This is a genomic window from Streptomyces sp. NPDC052101 (assembly GCF_040680235.1).
Lineage (GTDB): Bacteria > Actinomycetota > Actinomycetes > Streptomycetales > Streptomycetaceae > Streptomyces.
Map to the genome: position 1 here is coordinate 84,729 of NZ_JBFAWH010000006.1, position 14,530 is coordinate 99,258.

The 14,530-nt window shown below is 71.8% G+C and carries 13 protein-coding genes and 2 pseudogenes; 7 read left to right on the plus strand and 8 right to left on the minus strand.

Annotated elements, in window-relative coordinates; all coding sequences use genetic code 11:
- Positions 1–31: 31 nt before the first annotated feature.
- The 3 genes from AB0L75_RS13745 to AB0L75_RS13755 form a co-directional block, all read right to left on the minus strand.
- The gene (locus AB0L75_RS13745; RefSeq protein ID WP_365180035.1) at positions 32–1,354 is read right to left on the minus strand and encodes an aldehyde dehydrogenase family protein; all 1,323 of its coding nucleotides are present in this window, start codon (positions 1,352–1,354) and stop codon (positions 32–34) included.
- A gap of 113 nt (positions 1,355–1,467) precedes the next feature.
- Positions 1,468–2,700, minus strand: a complete 1,233-nt coding sequence (locus AB0L75_RS13750) for an RNA polymerase sigma factor (RefSeq protein WP_365180038.1) — start codon at positions 2,698–2,700, stop codon at positions 1,468–1,470.
- Positions 2,700–3,050 (minus strand): YciI family protein, encoded by a 351-nt coding sequence (locus tag AB0L75_RS13755; RefSeq protein WP_365180041.1) that lies wholly within the window; start codon positions 3,048–3,050, stop codon positions 2,700–2,702. The genes AB0L75_RS13750 and AB0L75_RS13755 overlap by 1 nt, the downstream gene beginning before the upstream one ends.
- A gap of 112 nt (positions 3,051–3,162) precedes the next feature.
- Between AB0L75_RS13755 and AB0L75_RS13760 the strand changes: the two genes are divergently transcribed.
- Both AB0L75_RS13760 and AB0L75_RS13765 read left to right on the plus strand, forming a co-directional pair.
- Positions 3,163–4,200: an acyl-CoA dehydrogenase family protein gene (locus tag AB0L75_RS13760; protein WP_365180044.1), complete on the plus strand. Its 1,038-nt coding sequence runs from the start codon at positions 3,163–3,165 to the stop codon at positions 4,198–4,200.
- Positions 4,201–4,237: 37 nt separating this feature from the next.
- A pseudogene (locus AB0L75_RS13765) lies at positions 4,238–4,405 on the plus strand (acyl-CoA dehydrogenase); the annotation flags it as partial.
- A gap of 4 nt (positions 4,406–4,409) precedes the next feature.
- Here AB0L75_RS13765 and AB0L75_RS13770 read toward each other — a convergent pair.
- The 3 genes from AB0L75_RS13770 to AB0L75_RS13780 form a co-directional block, all read right to left on the minus strand.
- Positions 4,410–4,946, minus strand: a complete 537-nt coding sequence (locus AB0L75_RS13770; protein ID WP_365180047.1) for an HXXEE domain-containing protein — start codon at positions 4,944–4,946, stop codon at positions 4,410–4,412.
- 28 nt (positions 4,947–4,974) lie between these two features.
- On the minus strand, positions 4,975–6,117 hold the full coding sequence (locus AB0L75_RS13775) for an LLM class flavin-dependent oxidoreductase (RefSeq protein WP_365180050.1): 1,143 nt from the start codon (positions 6,115–6,117) through the stop codon (positions 4,975–4,977).
- 343 nt (positions 6,118–6,460) lie between these two features.
- Positions 6,461–6,544 (minus strand): putative leader peptide, encoded by an 84-nt coding sequence (locus tag AB0L75_RS13780; protein ID WP_356032329.1) that lies wholly within the window; start codon positions 6,542–6,544, stop codon positions 6,461–6,463.
- Positions 6,545–6,768: 224 nt separating this feature from the next.
- On the opposite strand from AB0L75_RS13780, the pseudogene AB0L75_RS13785 reads away from it, so the two are divergent.
- Positions 6,769–6,921, plus strand: a pseudogene (locus AB0L75_RS13785) (LysR family transcriptional regulator); the annotation flags it as partial.
- A 53-nt stretch (positions 6,922–6,974) separates the two neighbouring features.
- On the opposite strand, the gene AB0L75_RS13790 reads toward AB0L75_RS13785, so the two are convergent.
- Positions 6,975–7,154, minus strand: a complete 180-nt coding sequence (locus AB0L75_RS13790; protein ID WP_365180053.1) for a hypothetical protein — start codon at positions 7,152–7,154, stop codon at positions 6,975–6,977.
- A 235-nt stretch (positions 7,155–7,389) separates the two neighbouring features.
- On the opposite strand from AB0L75_RS13790, the gene AB0L75_RS13795 reads away from it, so the two are divergent.
- Both AB0L75_RS13795 and AB0L75_RS13800 read left to right on the plus strand, forming a co-directional pair.
- Positions 7,390–7,827 carry an SPW repeat protein gene (locus AB0L75_RS13795; RefSeq protein ID WP_365180056.1) on the plus strand — a complete coding sequence of 146 codons (438 nt, stop codon included), beginning with the start codon at positions 7,390–7,392 and terminating at the stop codon, positions 7,825–7,827.
- Between the two features lie 232 nt (positions 7,828–8,059).
- The gene (locus tag AB0L75_RS13800) at positions 8,060–8,857 is read left to right on the plus strand and encodes a hypothetical protein (protein WP_365180059.1); all 798 of its coding nucleotides are present in this window, start codon (positions 8,060–8,062) and stop codon (positions 8,855–8,857) included.
- Between the two features lie 137 nt (positions 8,858–8,994).
- Here AB0L75_RS13800 and AB0L75_RS13805 read toward each other — a convergent pair whose 3' ends face one another.
- A complete protein-coding gene (locus AB0L75_RS13805) occupies positions 8,995–10,428 on the minus strand; it encodes an APC family permease (protein WP_365180062.1) in 1,434 nt (477 codons plus the stop codon).
- A gap of 68 nt (positions 10,429–10,496) precedes the next feature.
- Here AB0L75_RS13805 and AB0L75_RS13810 point away from each other — a divergent pair, with 68 nt between their 5' ends.
- Together AB0L75_RS13810 and AB0L75_RS13815 are read left to right on the plus strand one after the other, a co-directional pair.
- Positions 10,497–11,681 (plus strand): ROK family transcriptional regulator, encoded by a 1,185-nt coding sequence (locus AB0L75_RS13810; RefSeq protein ID WP_365180065.1) that lies wholly within the window; start codon positions 10,497–10,499, stop codon positions 11,679–11,681.
- 106 nt (positions 11,682–11,787) lie between these two features.
- Complete coding sequence (locus AB0L75_RS13815) at positions 11,788–14,514, plus strand: sugar-binding domain-containing protein (RefSeq protein ID WP_365180068.1); 2,727 nt, start codon at positions 11,788–11,790, stop codon at positions 14,512–14,514.
- The last annotated feature ends 16 nt before the right edge of the window (positions 14,515–14,530 follow it).

Here is a 14,530-nt window from a genome sequence, read left to right on the forward strand (position 1 = left end):
GGAGTATCGCACAACTGTCCGGCGAATCGGGTCAGTTCAGCGGCTTGGCGAGGACCGCCTTGCGGTGGCTGAACGTCTCGATGGAGTAGCGGCCGTGGTAGCTGCCCATGCCGCTCTCCCCCACGCCGCCGAACGGCAGGTCGGAGACGGTGAGATGGGCGAGCGGCAGGCCGAGGCCGAGGCCGCCGGAGGACGTCTCGGCGGCGATGCGCGCACGGGTCGCGTCGGACTCGGTGAAGACGTACAGCGCGAGCGGCTTGTCACGGTCGTTGATGAAGCCGATCGCCTCGTCCAGGCCGGCCACGGTGACGACGGGCAGGATGGGGCCGAAGATCTCCTCCTGCATCACGGGCGACTTCGGGTCGACGTCCGCGAGGACGGTCGGCGCGATGTACTTGGTCGTACGGTCGCTCACGCCGCCGACCGCGACCCGGCCGGAGCCGAGCAGGCCGGCGAGCCGGTCGAAGTGCCGCTCGTTGACGATGCGTCCGTACTCGGGCGACGCGGCCGGGTCGGTGCCGAACAGCACCTCGACCGCACGGACCAGTGCGGGCTCCAGCGCGGCGGCGGTCTCCGGGTCGGCCAGGACGTAGTCGGGGGCGACGCAGGTCTGGCCGGCGTTGAGGAACTTGCCGCGGACGAGCCGGTCCGCGACCACGTCGAGGTCGGTGTCGCGGTCCACGAACACCGGGGACTTGCCGCCGAGTTCGAGGGTGACCGGGGTGAGGTGCTCGGCGGCGGCGCGCATCACGATCCGGCCGACGGTGCCGTTGCCGGTGTAGAAGATGTGGTCGAAGCGCTCGGCGAGCAGGGCCGTGGTCTCCGGGATGCCGCCCTCGACCACGGCGACCGCGTCGGTGTCCAGGTAGGCCGGGATCAGTTCGGCCAGGGCGGCGGAGGTGGCCGGGGCCAGCTCGCTGGGCTTGGCGACGACCGCGTTGCCGGAGGCCAGGGCGCCGACCATCGGGGCGAGCAGCAGTTGCGCCGGGTAGTTCCAGGGGGCGATGACGAGGACGACGCCGAGGGGGTCGTACTGCGTCCAGGCCGTGGCGTCGGCGCCGAGGTGGGCGGGGACCGGCGCGGGCTCGGGGCGCAGCCACTCGTCGAGGTGGTCGAGGGTGTGGTCGATCTCGCGGATCGTGAAGTCGATCTCGGTGCGGTAGGCCTCGGTGCTGCTCTTGCCGAGGTCGGCGTGGAGGGCGGCGGCGAGGTCGGCGCCGCGCTCCGTGAGCATCGTGCGCAGCCTGCCCAGCTGGCCGGTGCGCCACTCGACGGGCTTGGTGCGGCCGGTGGCGAAGGTGGCACGGAGCCGGGCCACGATGTCGGCGGGCTGCTCGATGGCGGGGTGGTTCACGGATGCCTCGCTGGTGGTGCCGGGCTGGTTCGGCCCGAGCCTAGGTCTCGGTTGATGTATTTGCCAACCTTTCAGGTCCTCAAGTTGATTCCGGCGACGCGGGGTGACGCCGGTCACGTCGTCGTGGGGTCGGTCTCCGTGCGGCGCCGCGCCAGGTAGGCCCGCTCGGCCTCGCTCCCGGCCAGCTCGGCGGCGAGGGCGTACTCCGCCGCCGCCTCGGCGGTGCGGCCCAGGCGGCGCAGCAGGTCGGCGCGGACCGCGTGCAGCACGTGATAGCGGCCGAGGTCGAGGGTGTCGACCAGGTCGAGCGCGCCGGCCGGGCCGTCGGCCTCGGCCACGGCGACCGCCCGGTTCAACGCGACGACCGGGGACGGCGCCACCGCCATGAGCTGGTCGTACAGGCACAGGATCTGGCGCCAGTCGGTGGCCGCGGCGGTCGGGGCGTCGCTGTGTACGGCGTTGATCGCGGCCTGGATCTGGTACGGCCCCGGCTGGTCACGGCGCAGGCATCGGCGGACCAGGTCCTGGCCCTCGGCGATCAGCGCGCGGTCCCAGCGTGCGCGGTCCTGCTCGGGCAGCGGTACGAGGACGCCCTCGGCGTCCAGGCGCGCGGGCCGCCGCGACTCGATGAGGAGCATGAGCGCGAGCAGGCCGATGGCCTCCGGTTCGTCCGGCATCAGCACGGCGAGCAGCCGGCCGAGGCGGAGCGCCTCCGCGCACAGGGCGGGGTCGCCGGTGTAGCCCTCGTTGAAGATCAGGTAGACGACGGCGAGGACGGCGCCGAGCCGCTCGGGCAGGTCGGCGTCGCGGGGCACACGGTACGGGATACCCGCGTCGCGGATCTTGGCCTTGGCGCGGACCAGCCGCTGGGCGAGTGTCGGCTCCGGCACCAGGAAGGCGCGGGCGATCTGTGCGGTGCTCAGGCCGCCGAGCAGGCGCAGAGTGAGGGCGACCCGGGCCTGGAGGGCGAGCGCGGGATGGCAGCAGGTGAAGATGAGGCGGAGCCGGTCGTCGCGCACGGGGCCCTCCTTGGGCGGCGCGTCGGGCATGTACGGGTCGGGTGCGTACAGGTGCGGCGCGTACAGCCGGGCGGCGTCGGCGTGCCGGGCGTCCCGGGAGGACTCGCGGCGCAGCCGGTCGATCGCGCGGTTGCGGGCCGTGGTGATGATCCAGCCGGCCGGGCTCGGCGGCACGCCGGTCCCGGGCCAGGTGCGTACGGCGGTGGTGAAGGCGTCCTGCACCGCTTCCTCGGCGAGGTCGATGTCGCCGAGGAAGCGGACGAGGACGGAGACCGCACGACCGTACTCCGCGCGGAAGACGGCCTCGACGTCGCAGGCCCCGGACATCAGTGCCGGTCGACGAACGGCCGTACCTCGATGGGCAGCGTGGTCGCGAGGGCGGCCTTGCGGCCCCACTCCAGCGCCTCGTCCAGGTCGGCGGCGCGGATCAGGCAGAGTCCACCCAGGTACTCCTTGCCCTCGGCATAGGGGCCGTCGGTGACGAGGACCTTGCCGCCCTCGGGGCGGAGCACGGTGGCGGTCTCCGGACCGTGCAGGCCGCCGGAGAACACCCAGGCTCCGGCGGCCCGCAGCTCCTCGTTGAAGGCCTCCACATCGCGCATGATCGCGGCGAGCGCGTCGGGGGCGGGCGGGGTGCCGCCGGCCGGCTGGACCACGCTGAGCAGGTAGTGCTTCATGACGTCCTCCTAGGTGACTTCAGGGTCTCGCGGATGCGTGTCACCACCTACACGAACGCACGGCTCCCGGATCGACACGGTGCGGGGGGAAATCTTCGGAAGAATCTTCCGTATGACAGCCACCACCGCGCATCCGCTCCTCGACCGGGCCCGCCGGCTCGCTGCGGACCTGCTGATTCCCGAGGCCGAGCGGGTCGACCGGGAGGGCGTGCCCGCGAGCCACATCGAGGCGGTGAAGAGGTCAGGGCTGCTCGGGGCGGGCGCGCCGGTCGCGTACGGCGGCTCGGGAGCGCCGCCGGACGTGGTCCGCCGGATCGCGGAGATCCTGGCCGGGGCATGCTGTGCGACATGGTTCGTGCAGACCCAGCACCACACTCCGGTGCAGACCCTGGTGGAGAGTGAACTCCCGGTCCGGGAGCGGCTGTTGGGCCCGCTGTCGCGGGGTGAGCTGCTGTCCGGGGTGGCGTACGCGCATCTGCGGTCGTATCCGCGCATCCCGGTGCGCGTCCGCCGGGAGGGCGCGGGTTGGCGGTTCGACGGGACGGTGCCCTGGTACACCGGATGGGGCCTGAACGACGTGATGCTGCTCGCCGGGGTGACCGATGCGGACGAGGCCCTGTTCGCGTTCGCCGAGGCACGCGACCAGCCGGGGCTGCGCGCATCGGAGCCGATGCGCCTCGCGGCGCTGACCGCCGCGCGCACGGTGTCGCTGGAGCTGACCGGGCTGTGGCTGCCCGAGGAGTCGGTGGCCCTGCGGATGCCGTACGAGCGGTGGGCGCCCGGCGACCGGGCCAGGACGCTGAACGCGGGCCCGGCGGTCTTCGGCGTCGCGGAGGCCGCCCTGTCGCTGCTGGACGCCGCGACGGCCGCCCCCATCACGGCCCGGCTCGCCGATGTCCGCCGCCGCGCCTACGCCCTGGCCGATGATCCGGCGCCGCTGGAACGGGTCGCGGAGCGGCTCGCGGTACGCGCGGAGGCGTACGAGGTGCTGCGCACGGCCACCACCGCCGCGGTCGTAGCCGGCGGCGGCCGGTCCATGGCCCTGACCAGCCGGGCCCAGCGCCTCGCACGGGAGGCCCTGTTTCTGCTGGTACAGGGACAAACGGCCGAATCGAAGGCCGCGCACCTGCGAGCGCTGGCGGGCGCCTGAGCCATCAGCGTCGGCGCAGCACGCCCTGAGCCACTGCGAGGTGCTGCGCACCGCTACCACCACCGCGATCGAAGCCGGCGGCGGCCGATCCATGGCCCTGACCAGCCCGGCCCAGCGCCTCGCACAGGAGGCCCTGTTTCTGCTGGTACAGGGACAAACGGCCGAATCGAAGGCCGCGCACCTGCGAGCGCTGGCGGGCACCTGAGCCATCACCGCCGGCGCAGCACGCCCTGAGCCACTGCGTGGGTGGCGATCGCGGCCGCCGCGGCGAAGGCGAGCCCCTCGGCCAGGTCTCGCGCCCGGGTGGGGCGCAGGACGCCGGACCTGCGCAGCCGGCCGCGGGCCCACACGGTGAAGGGGAGGACCACGATCGGTGTGGTCGCGGAGCCCGGGGTGTAGCCCCGCATGACGGCGGCCTGCGCCAGATGGACCAGGCCGTGCAGCCCGAAGGCGTTGAGCGCGGTCTGGTAGACGGCGGACCGGCCCCCGGTCCGCTGCCCGTCGGCGCACGCGGCGGCCAGGACGACCGCCATCGCGGCGACCGCGGTGGTGAACTCCCGCGTGTCCACGGACTCCAGCCGCCGCCACACCGCCTCCGGCACCCGGGGGAACCTCTTGCGCAGCTCCGGCACCTGGGTGCGCACCCAGTGCGGCACCATGACCACTTCCTCGGTGTCGTGCAGCGCCCACGCGGCCAGCAGCCCCCAGGTGACGGCCGCGTCGACGTCGTTCGGTTCTCGTGTCATGAACCGGCAGTCTGCCAGGGCGGGTTGGTCAGCTAGCGAACGGCACCTGGGCCGAGGGAGCGGGCGCCGTAGCATCGGGGTGCGTCCACAACCCCTGCGCGGCGAGCCGGGGCAGTACGCCCTCGCCGAACCAGTACGCCTCCTCCAGGTGCGGGTAGCCGGAGAGCACGAACTCGTCGATGCCGAGGGCGTGGTACTCCTTGATCCGCTCGGCGACCTCGTCGTGGCTGCCGACCAGGGCGGTGCCCGCGCCGCCGCGCACCAGGCCGATGCCCGCCCAGAGGTTGGGGTGGATCTCCAGGCTCTCCCGGCCGCCGCTGTGCAGGGCGAGCATGCGCTGCTGGCCCTCGGACTCACTGCGGGCGAGGCCCGCCTGGACGGCCCGTACGGTCTCCGTGTCGAAGCCGGCGAGCAGCCGGTCCGCCTCCGCCCAGGCCTGCGCCGAGGTGTCGCGGGTGATGACGTGCAGCCGGATGCCGAAGCGGAGCGTACGGCCGCGCTCCGCCGCCAGTGCGCGGACCCACGCGATCTTCTCGGCGACCTGGGCGGGCGGCTCGCCCCAGGTCAGGTACACATCGGCGTACCGGGCCGCGACCTCGCCTGCGGCGGGCGAGGAGCCGCCGAAGTACACCTCGGGCACCGGGTCGGGCACCCGGCTGAGCCGGGCCTGCGCCACCTGGAGGTGCTCCCCGTGCAGGTCGACGCTCTTGCCGTCCCACAAGTCCCGTACGACGTGCAGGAATTCGCCGGTACGGCGGTACCGGGCGTCCTTGTCGAGGAAGTCGCCGTAGGCCCGCTGCTCGTGGCTCTCGCCGCCGGTGACGACATTGAGCAGCAGCCGTCCGCCGGTCTGCCGCTGGAAGGTGGACGCCATCTGCGCGGCCAGCGTCGGCGAGACGAACCCGGGCCGGAAGGCGACGAGGAACTTCAGCCGCTCGGAGTTCTGGCTGACCATGGCGGTGGTCAGCCACGCGTCCTCGCACCAGGCACCGGTCGGGGTCAGCGCGCCCACGAAGCCGAGGTCCTCGGCGGCCCGGGCGATCTGGCTCAGATAGGCGACCGTCGGGGGCCGGTCCCGGCCGGAGGCGGTGGCCGGGGTGCCGTGGCCGCCGCCGACCACATGGCGGCTGTCGCCATTGGTGGGCAGGAACCAGTGGAAGGTGAGGGACACGTGGGGTCTCCGATCGCGAGTGTCCGTGAGAGCAGGCCGTGCCGCGGCGGCCGGGTTCCGGTCAGCACGTACGTGGTGGGCGGGCGACGGGTGGGCGGGAGCGGCAGTGCTTTACGCCGGTCAGCAGGTACGACCCGTCGGGCTGCGGTGTCGCTCCGCCCTTTGACGGCGGATCACATGGGCGTAGGCGAAGTGGCTCTGCCGGATCCGAGCGAAGCCGCCGTCGGTGAATTGGCCGGTGATGTATTCCGGGCATGCCGAAATCCATGTACGGGGAAACGCGGGGGAATTCAGCGGCGCCGGAGCGGAGCGGGGAGCGGCGGGTCCGGGAGAGGCCGGACGATCAGGCCGCGGCGCAACAGGAGGCGCTGGAAACGCGCGCGAGGTCGACATGGCGTCGCCGCGTGAGGTCCAGTCGCATCGTCATGGCGTCGATCGTGGCAGCCGCCGGTGAGGACCGTCAAGGAAGACCCGACCGGTCTCGTATCGCGGACCATTGAATTTCACGAAGGTGCGACAGGAAAACCCTTGAACGGACTGCGTGACACCGCGCATTCTGCGGCTGCGGTGACCGAACAGCAGGAATACCCGGCGGCGGCGACGACCCGGCTCGGCTCACTGCGCCTGGCCGGTATGCGCAACGCCTGTCGGCGGGCCGGCACGATCACGTATCGGCCGATCGCCGACGACACCGCCCTGGTGCTGCTGACGCCGCGGCGTCGGCGCGCGGAGTCGGTGCCGAGGGCGGCCTGGGACCTGCACGAGGTCTTCGTGCGCCGGGCCCGGGAGCTGGCGGCGGCCTGACGGCCGAGGCGGAGCCGGCGGTCGCCGCACTGCCCGGTGACGGCGTGCGGCCGTCACGGAGTGCGGCCGTCCTCGTCCCGCGGCTCGGCCACGACGAGGAAGGCGTCGGACTTCAGGTCCATCACCACACGCACGCGCTCGCCCTCGGCGCGGCGCGCGGCCGCGTACTCCTCCGCGGGCCACGATCCTCGCGGGGCCCCGGCGGGGAACCGCTCCAGCACTTTCCCACCCATGACGGTCGGTCACCTCCCGGGCCGGCAGCAGGACGCGCGGCACGTCCCTCACTGCTCCGCCTGCCCGGATTCGATGCGGACATGTCACCCGACGCCGGAGCATCCCGTGGCCCGGCCGAAGTGGGTCGCACAGCTCTACACATAAAGACGAAATAAGAGCAAACTGGGGTCAAGCGGTGCTTACCTCACACCGCACCAGACGCGGTCTGGCCTGCAAAGTCAAAGGAGACGAGTCATGGCCAACGTCTCGCACAGGGGTGATATATCGGCCCACCCCGATGTCTCCGAAATGCGGGAACGCTACGCCCGCATGCTCGGCGGTCGTGATGTGGCGCTCGTGGACGGGCCGGTCTTCCTGCTCGGGCTCTACTGCGCGGCATCTCCGTGGATCGTGCACTACACGACGAGCCAGCCCGCACTCGTGACCCACAACCTGATCGTGGGGATAGCGATAGGCCTGCTGGCACTGGGATTCACCCGGGCCCCCGAGCGGATGTACGGCCTCAGCTGGGCCATGTGCGCCATGGGCATCTGGCTGATCGTCGCTCCGTGGATCGTGGGCAGCGGCCCCGACAGGGGCGTGATCATCAACAACGTCATCATCGGCGCACTGGCGCTCGTACTCGGACTGGTCTGTGCCGGTACGGCGGCGCGGAGCACACCCAGGCCGTAGCCGGAGACGAGGAAAGGAAGAACAGGGAGTGACGAAGGCCGGTCCGCCCGAGCGGGCCGGCCTCCCTCGTGCCCGTTTTGCCCTTGGATTCAAAGGTTGAGCGATGGAATATGTACCGATTCGAGGAGAACGCTACGAACATCTGTTACATGATGTATGGGTGGCCTTGATGAACGGTTCGTAGCGTCGAAGACACACCGACGAACGAAACCGATCGAAGGACAGTTCACCGATGCGTGCACTTCGCACCCTACGCACCACCCTCGTAGCCGCCGGCGCCACCGCCGTCCTCGCCGCTTCGGCCTCCGGCGCGTTCGCCGCCGCCGCTCCCGAGGCGGCGCCCGTCGCCCACGCCTCGACCCACTGCAACGACAAGCGCGTCCTCGTCAAGACGGTGCGGCTCGCGGACAAGGTCTCCGTCGCCAAGGTCTACAAGACCGGCAAGCACCGCTTCGAAGCGGAGATCTGGGCGAAGGGCAAGAAGTACGGGACCCTCGCCACCAAGGGCAAGCACGCGCACGGCCGGCACAACGGGCTGCACGTCACGCTGCACCCGAACGGCAAGGTGACGTCCTGGGTCGAGCGGGCCAAGCCGAAGCCCGCGCCCAAGCCGCAGCCCGTCGCCCAGCGCATCCTCGTCTCCGTGGCGACGCTGGCCGACGACGCCTCCACCGGCAAGGTCTACAAGCTCGGCGCCCATCACTACGAGGCCGACATCTACGCCCACGGCAGCAAGATCGACACCCTGGTCGCCAAGGACCGCGCCGCCTACGGCCAGAACAACGGCCTGCACGTGGCCCTCCAGCCGGACGGCCGGCTGAGTTCCTGGGTCGACGACGCGCCGAAGCCGGCGCCGACGACGGACAACTCCGACACCAAGCCGGCCCCGCAGCCCGCCAAGAGCGACGACGCGCCGACCCCGCTGCCGGACAACGGCAGCGACAAGAACGACAAGGCCGCCGCACCGGCGCCCGTGATCACGGACGCGCCGGTCGCCCAGAGCACGCCGGAGGCCGCGCAGGCGCAGTAACCCGGCTCCGCTCAGCCGGTCACGGCGAACGAGGTCCACACGTCCGGGGGCAGCTCCGGCCGGTCCGGTACCGGCCGGAGTTCGGCGGACCGTCACGTCCGCGGAAGAGGTCTCTGCTCGCGAAGAGTGCCGTAACTCTAGGTCAGCTCAAGGGCCTTGTACTCCTCGGTGATCTCCTTCGGGCCGAACGGCCACACCTTCTCCAGCCGCGCCCACACCACGTAGGCCACGCAGCCGAGGGCCAGCCAGGCCAGGGACCATTCGATGGGGTGGCGGCCCGGGGAGTTCCTGTCGGCGTAGCCGTAGATCACGCACCAGCCGGCGAACGCGAGGATGCTCGGCACGGGGTAGAGCCACATCCGGTACGGGCGGCGCAGGTCCGGCTGCCGTCTGCGCAGGACGGTCAGGGCGACGATCTGGGCGAGCGCCTGGACGATCACCATGACCGTGGTGAGCAACTGGATCAGCGTCGCGAGGTCGGTGTGCCGGCCGATCAGAAAGCCGACCGCGGTGATCACGCCCATGGTCGCGAGGCCCAGCATCGGGAAGCGGTGCCTGGGGTGCAGCTTCTCGTACGGCCGGAAGAAGACGCGGTCGCGGGCGGCGTCGTAGGGCACCCGGGAGCCGCCGAGCAGGCCGGTGAACACCGAGGCGAACGCGGTGACCAGGATGAGCACGGTCACCACGTCGGCGGCACCCTTGCCCCAGGTCTTCTCCAGCACCGCCGAGGCGACCGAGGTGGAGGCGATGTCGTGCGGGTCGGTCATCCGGCGCCAGTCGACGACGCCGAGGGTGCCGATCTGGAGCAGCAGGTAGATCGCCATGATGCCGAGGATGGAGAAGAGGATCGAGCGCGGGAGGGTACGGCCCGGGTCCTTGATCTCGGCGCCCATGTACGCGGTGGTGTTGTAGCCGAGGTAGTCGTAGATGCCGATGGTCAGGCCCGCGGCGAAGCCGAGCCAGAAGTGGTTGCTCGTCAGGTCGAAGGCGCCCGACGGGTAGGTGAAGGCCAGATGCGGGCTGAAGTCGGCGGCCGCGGCGACGATGACCAGGAGCACCGAGGCGATCATCACGGTCCACATCACGGCGGTGATCCGCGCGATGTGCTCGATGCCGCGCCAGAGCAGCAGCACGACGAGGGCGATGACGCCGAGGCCGGTCGCGTCCCCGGCGTTCTGGCCGAGATCCGGGGCCAGATAGCCCAGGTACTGCACGAAACCGACCACGCCGGTGGACATGATCAGCGGGATGAAGAGCATCGCCGTCCACACGAACAGGAACGGCACCAGGCGGCCGGTGCGGTACTGGAAGGCCTGGCGCAGATAGACGTAACTGCCGCCGGAACCGGGCATCGAGGCGCCCAGCTCGGCCCAGACCAGTCCGTCGCACAGCGCGAGGACCGCGCCCGCCGCGAAACCGATGGCCGCCTGCGGGCCGCCGAACGCGGCGACCATCAGCGGGATCGTGACGAACGGGCCGATGCCGCACATCTGGCTCATGTTGATGGCCGTGGCCTGGAACAGGCCGACACGGCGGGCGAAGCCACCCGGGGGCGGCGGGCTACCGGACATGGCCGATAAAGTTAAGGAGCCTTACTAGCGGCGTCAAGTATCCGCGGGGAATGCGTGAGAATGGTGCGATGGCCGCGAGCGATGTCATGGAGCAGCAGGAACAGCCCTGGAGCCGCCGGCGGCTGCGCAGTACGAACGAGCGGCTGCTGCTCGACCGGCTGCGTGCCCTCGGCGCCGCCTCGCGCGCCCAACTGGCCCGCGAGACCGGCCTGTCGAAGCCGACGGTCTCCAGCGCGCTGGCCTCTCTGGAGACGGCCGGCCTGGTGCACGAGGTCGGCACCCACGCCCCGGAGCGCGGCCGCACCGCCGTGCTGTACGCCCCCGACCCGGCCGCCGGGTACGCGCTCGGCGTGGACATCGGCCGCGGCTGGCTCCGGGTGGCCGTGGTCGACCTGGACGGCACGGTGGTCGCCCGGTCCGACGTACGCAACCGCGCCCGCACCTCGGCCGCGCTCGCCGACCTGGTCGTGGGCACCGCGCGCCAGGTGATCGCGGGCTCGGGAGTGGACCCGGCCGAGGTGGTGCACGGGGTGGTCGGCACGCCCGGCGTCTACGACGCGAAGCAGCGGCGGGTGCGGTACGCGATGCACCTGCCGGGCTGGGGGCGCGCGGGGCTCGTCGACCGGATGGGCGAGGAGCTGGGCGTGCCGCTGGAGGTGCACAACGACGCGAACCTCGCCGCGCTCGGCGAGTACACGTACGGCGAGGGCACGGGCACCCGGCTGTTCGCGTACATCCTGATCGGCACCGGACTCGGCATGGGCGTCGTCAGCGAGGGACGGCTGTTCACCGGGGCGCACGGGCTGGCCGGCGAGATCGGTTTCCTGCCCTGGGCGGGCCGGCAGAAGCCGGAGCGGCTGGAGGACGCGGTGTCCGGGGTGGCGGTGGTGGAGGCCGCCCGGGAGTTCGGGATGAGCGGGCAGCTCACGGCGAAGGCCGTCTTCGACGCGGCCCGGCAGGGCCAGTCGGCGGCCCTGCGGGCGGTGCAGCTGGAGGGCGAGCGGATCGCGCACACCGTGGCGGCGGCCGCCGCCGTGCTCGACCCGGACCTGGTGGTGCTCGGCGGCGGTGTCGGCCACAGCGTCGACCTGTTGCTGCGTCCGGTCCAGGAGCGGGTGCGCGCCCTCACCCCGCTGCGCCCCCGGATCGCGCCGAGCCGGCTCGGCGCGGACGCGGTCCTGCTCGGCGCGGTGGCCACGGCGCTGGACACGGCCCGGGACCAGGTGTTCGAGCGCAGGACGGCCGGAACCTGACCGGCCCGATGGCCCACCGGCCCACGGTCGTTGACAGGGCCCGCGCGGCGCCCTAGCTTGAGTCGAGTTAGTAAAGTTTCCTAACTTTACAAGCCGGAGCCCTGCCATGCCCCCTCGCCGCGCCCTCCGACGCCGGTACGCCGTCACCGCGCTGGTCCTCGGCCTGCTCTCCGCCCTGGCCGGAGGCGCTGCCCGGGCCGGCGCGCGGCATGAGCCGCCGTCGCACGGGCCGGCCCCGACGACCCGTGTCTCCTCCGCCGCCGGCACCGCCACCCCGCTCACCGGTTACGCGATCCAGTCCTCGGCGCAGGTGACCGACTCGCCGGCGGCTGTCTCCTCCCCCGGCTATCCGGCCAAGGGCTGGTATCCGGCGGTCCCCCGCTCCACGGTCCTCGCCGCGCTGCTCGCCGACGGCGTGTACGCCGATCCGTTCTTCTCCACCAACCAGCAGAAGATCCCGAGGGCCGACTTCCAGGTCCCCTGGTGGTACCGCTCCGACTTCACCGTCGAGGACCCCGCACGGCGCACCACCCTCGACTTCAGCGGGGTACTCCCGGCGGCCGACGTCTACGTCAACGGCCACCAGGTGGCCGAGGCCGCGGACATCACCGGCGCCTACACCCGCCACGAGCTGGACATCACCCCGCTGGTCAGGTCCGGCGGCAACACGGTCGCCTTCCGCGTCCGGCCCAACGACCCGGACAAGGACCTCACGATGGGCTGGATCGACTGGCTCCAGCCGCCGCCCGACCGGAACATGGGCATCGTCCGGGACGTCCTGGTGCGCAGGGGCGGGCCGGTGGCGCTGCGCGACGCGCACGTCGTCACCCGGCTGGCCGTGCCGTCGCTCTCCTCCGCCGACCTGACGGTGAAGGCGCAGGCCCGCAACGACACCGGCGAACCGGTCACGGCCGAGATCACCGGCACCGTCGGCGCGACGACGTTCACCGGGCGCGTCCCGCTCGCCGCCCACGAGACGAGGACCGTCACCTTCTCCCCCGCCGACACTCCGGGCCTGCATCTGACCTCTCCGAAGGTGTGGTGGCCGGCCGGGATGGGCGGACAGCCGCTGTACGACCTCGACCTCACCGCGTCCGTGGCCGGTACGACGTCCGACACCGCGCACGAGAGCTTCGGCATCCGCGACATCCGGGCGCCGCTGAACGCGGACGGCGCACGCCAGTACCGGATCAACGGCCGCAAGCTGCTGATCAAGGGCGGCGGCTGGTCGCCGGACGAGTTCCTGCGCTGGGACAGCCGCTATGTCGAGGACCGGCTGAAGTACGCCCTCGACCTGGGACTGAACGCCATCCGCCTCGAAGGGCACCTGGAGCCCGACGAGTTCTTCGAGCTGGCCGACCGCTACGGCGTGCTCACGCTGCCGGGCTGGGAGTGCTGCGACAAGTGGGAGGGCAACGTCAACGGCGACGGCGAGCCCGGGGACCCGTGGACCGACGCCGACTATCCGGTGGCGAGGGCGTCCATGGCCGCCGAGGCCGCCCGGCTGCGGGACCACCCGAGCGTGGTCTCGTTCCTGATCGGCAGCGACTTCGCACCCGACGCCAAGATCGAGAAGACCTATCTGGACGCCCTGGAGGCTGCCGACTGGCCCGACCCGGTGGTCAGTGCCGCCTCCGACAACTCCTCGCCGCAGCTGGGCCGTTCGGGCATGAAGATGACGGGCCCGTACGACTGGGTGCCGCCCGGCTACTGGTACGCCAAGCGCGAGGGCGGGGCGGTCGGCTTCAACTCCGAGACCAGCGCCGGCCCGAGCATCCCCACCCTCGACACCCTGCGCCGCATGCTGACCCCGGCCGAACTGGACACCCTCTGGAAGGATCCCGGGGCCAGGCAGTACCACCGCTCGCCGTCCCCGGTCTTCGGCACCCTGAAGATCTACGACGCCGCGCTGACCGGCCGCTACGGCGCCCCCACGAGCCTCGCCGACTATGTGCGCAAGGCCCAGCTGGCCCAGTATGAGAACGTCCGCGCCCAGTTCGAGGCGTACGAACGCAACGCCACGGACACCTCGAAGCCCTCGACCGGTGTGATCCACTGGATGTTCAACAGCGGCTGGACGTCCCTGCACTGGCAGCTGACGGACCGCTATCTTGACCAGGGCGGCGCCTACTTCGGCGCGAAGAAGGCGAACGAGCCGCTGCACATCCAGTACGGGTACGACGACCACTCGGTCGTCGTCCTCAACCAGCGGCACACCGCCACGACCGGACTCACCGCACGGGCCACGCTGTTCGACCCCGACGGGACACAGAAGTACGACAAGACCGTCACCGGGCTGAGGGTCAACGGCGACGGGGCGCACGGCACCGCCCTCACCCTGCCGCCCTCGGTGAGCGGACTGTCGTCGACGTATCTGCTCCGCCTGGTCCTGACGGACGCGGGCGGCAGGGAGGTGAGCCGCAACGTGTACTGGCTCTCCACCCGGCCCGACACCCTCGACTGGTCCGGCACCACCTGGTACTACACGCCGACGACGAGCTACGCCGACCTGACGGGGCTGGCCTCGATGGCACAGGTACCGGTGTCGGCGACGGCGGCCACCGAGTCGTCGGACGGTACGTCGACCACGACGGTCACCCTGCGGAACACCGGGAGCGGGAAGACCCCGGCGCTGCTGACGGACGTCCACCTCGTGGACACGCAGGGGAAGCCGGTGCTGCCGGTGCGCTGGTCCGACAACGAGGTGAGCCTGTGGCCGGGTGAGTCGGTGACGCTGACCGCCACCTACCGGACCGCCGATCTGCGCGGCTCGGCGCCGGGTGTGCGGGTGTCCGGCTGGAACACTCCGGAGCGGACGGTGCCGGCGGCGTGACACGGGCGGGGGTGGA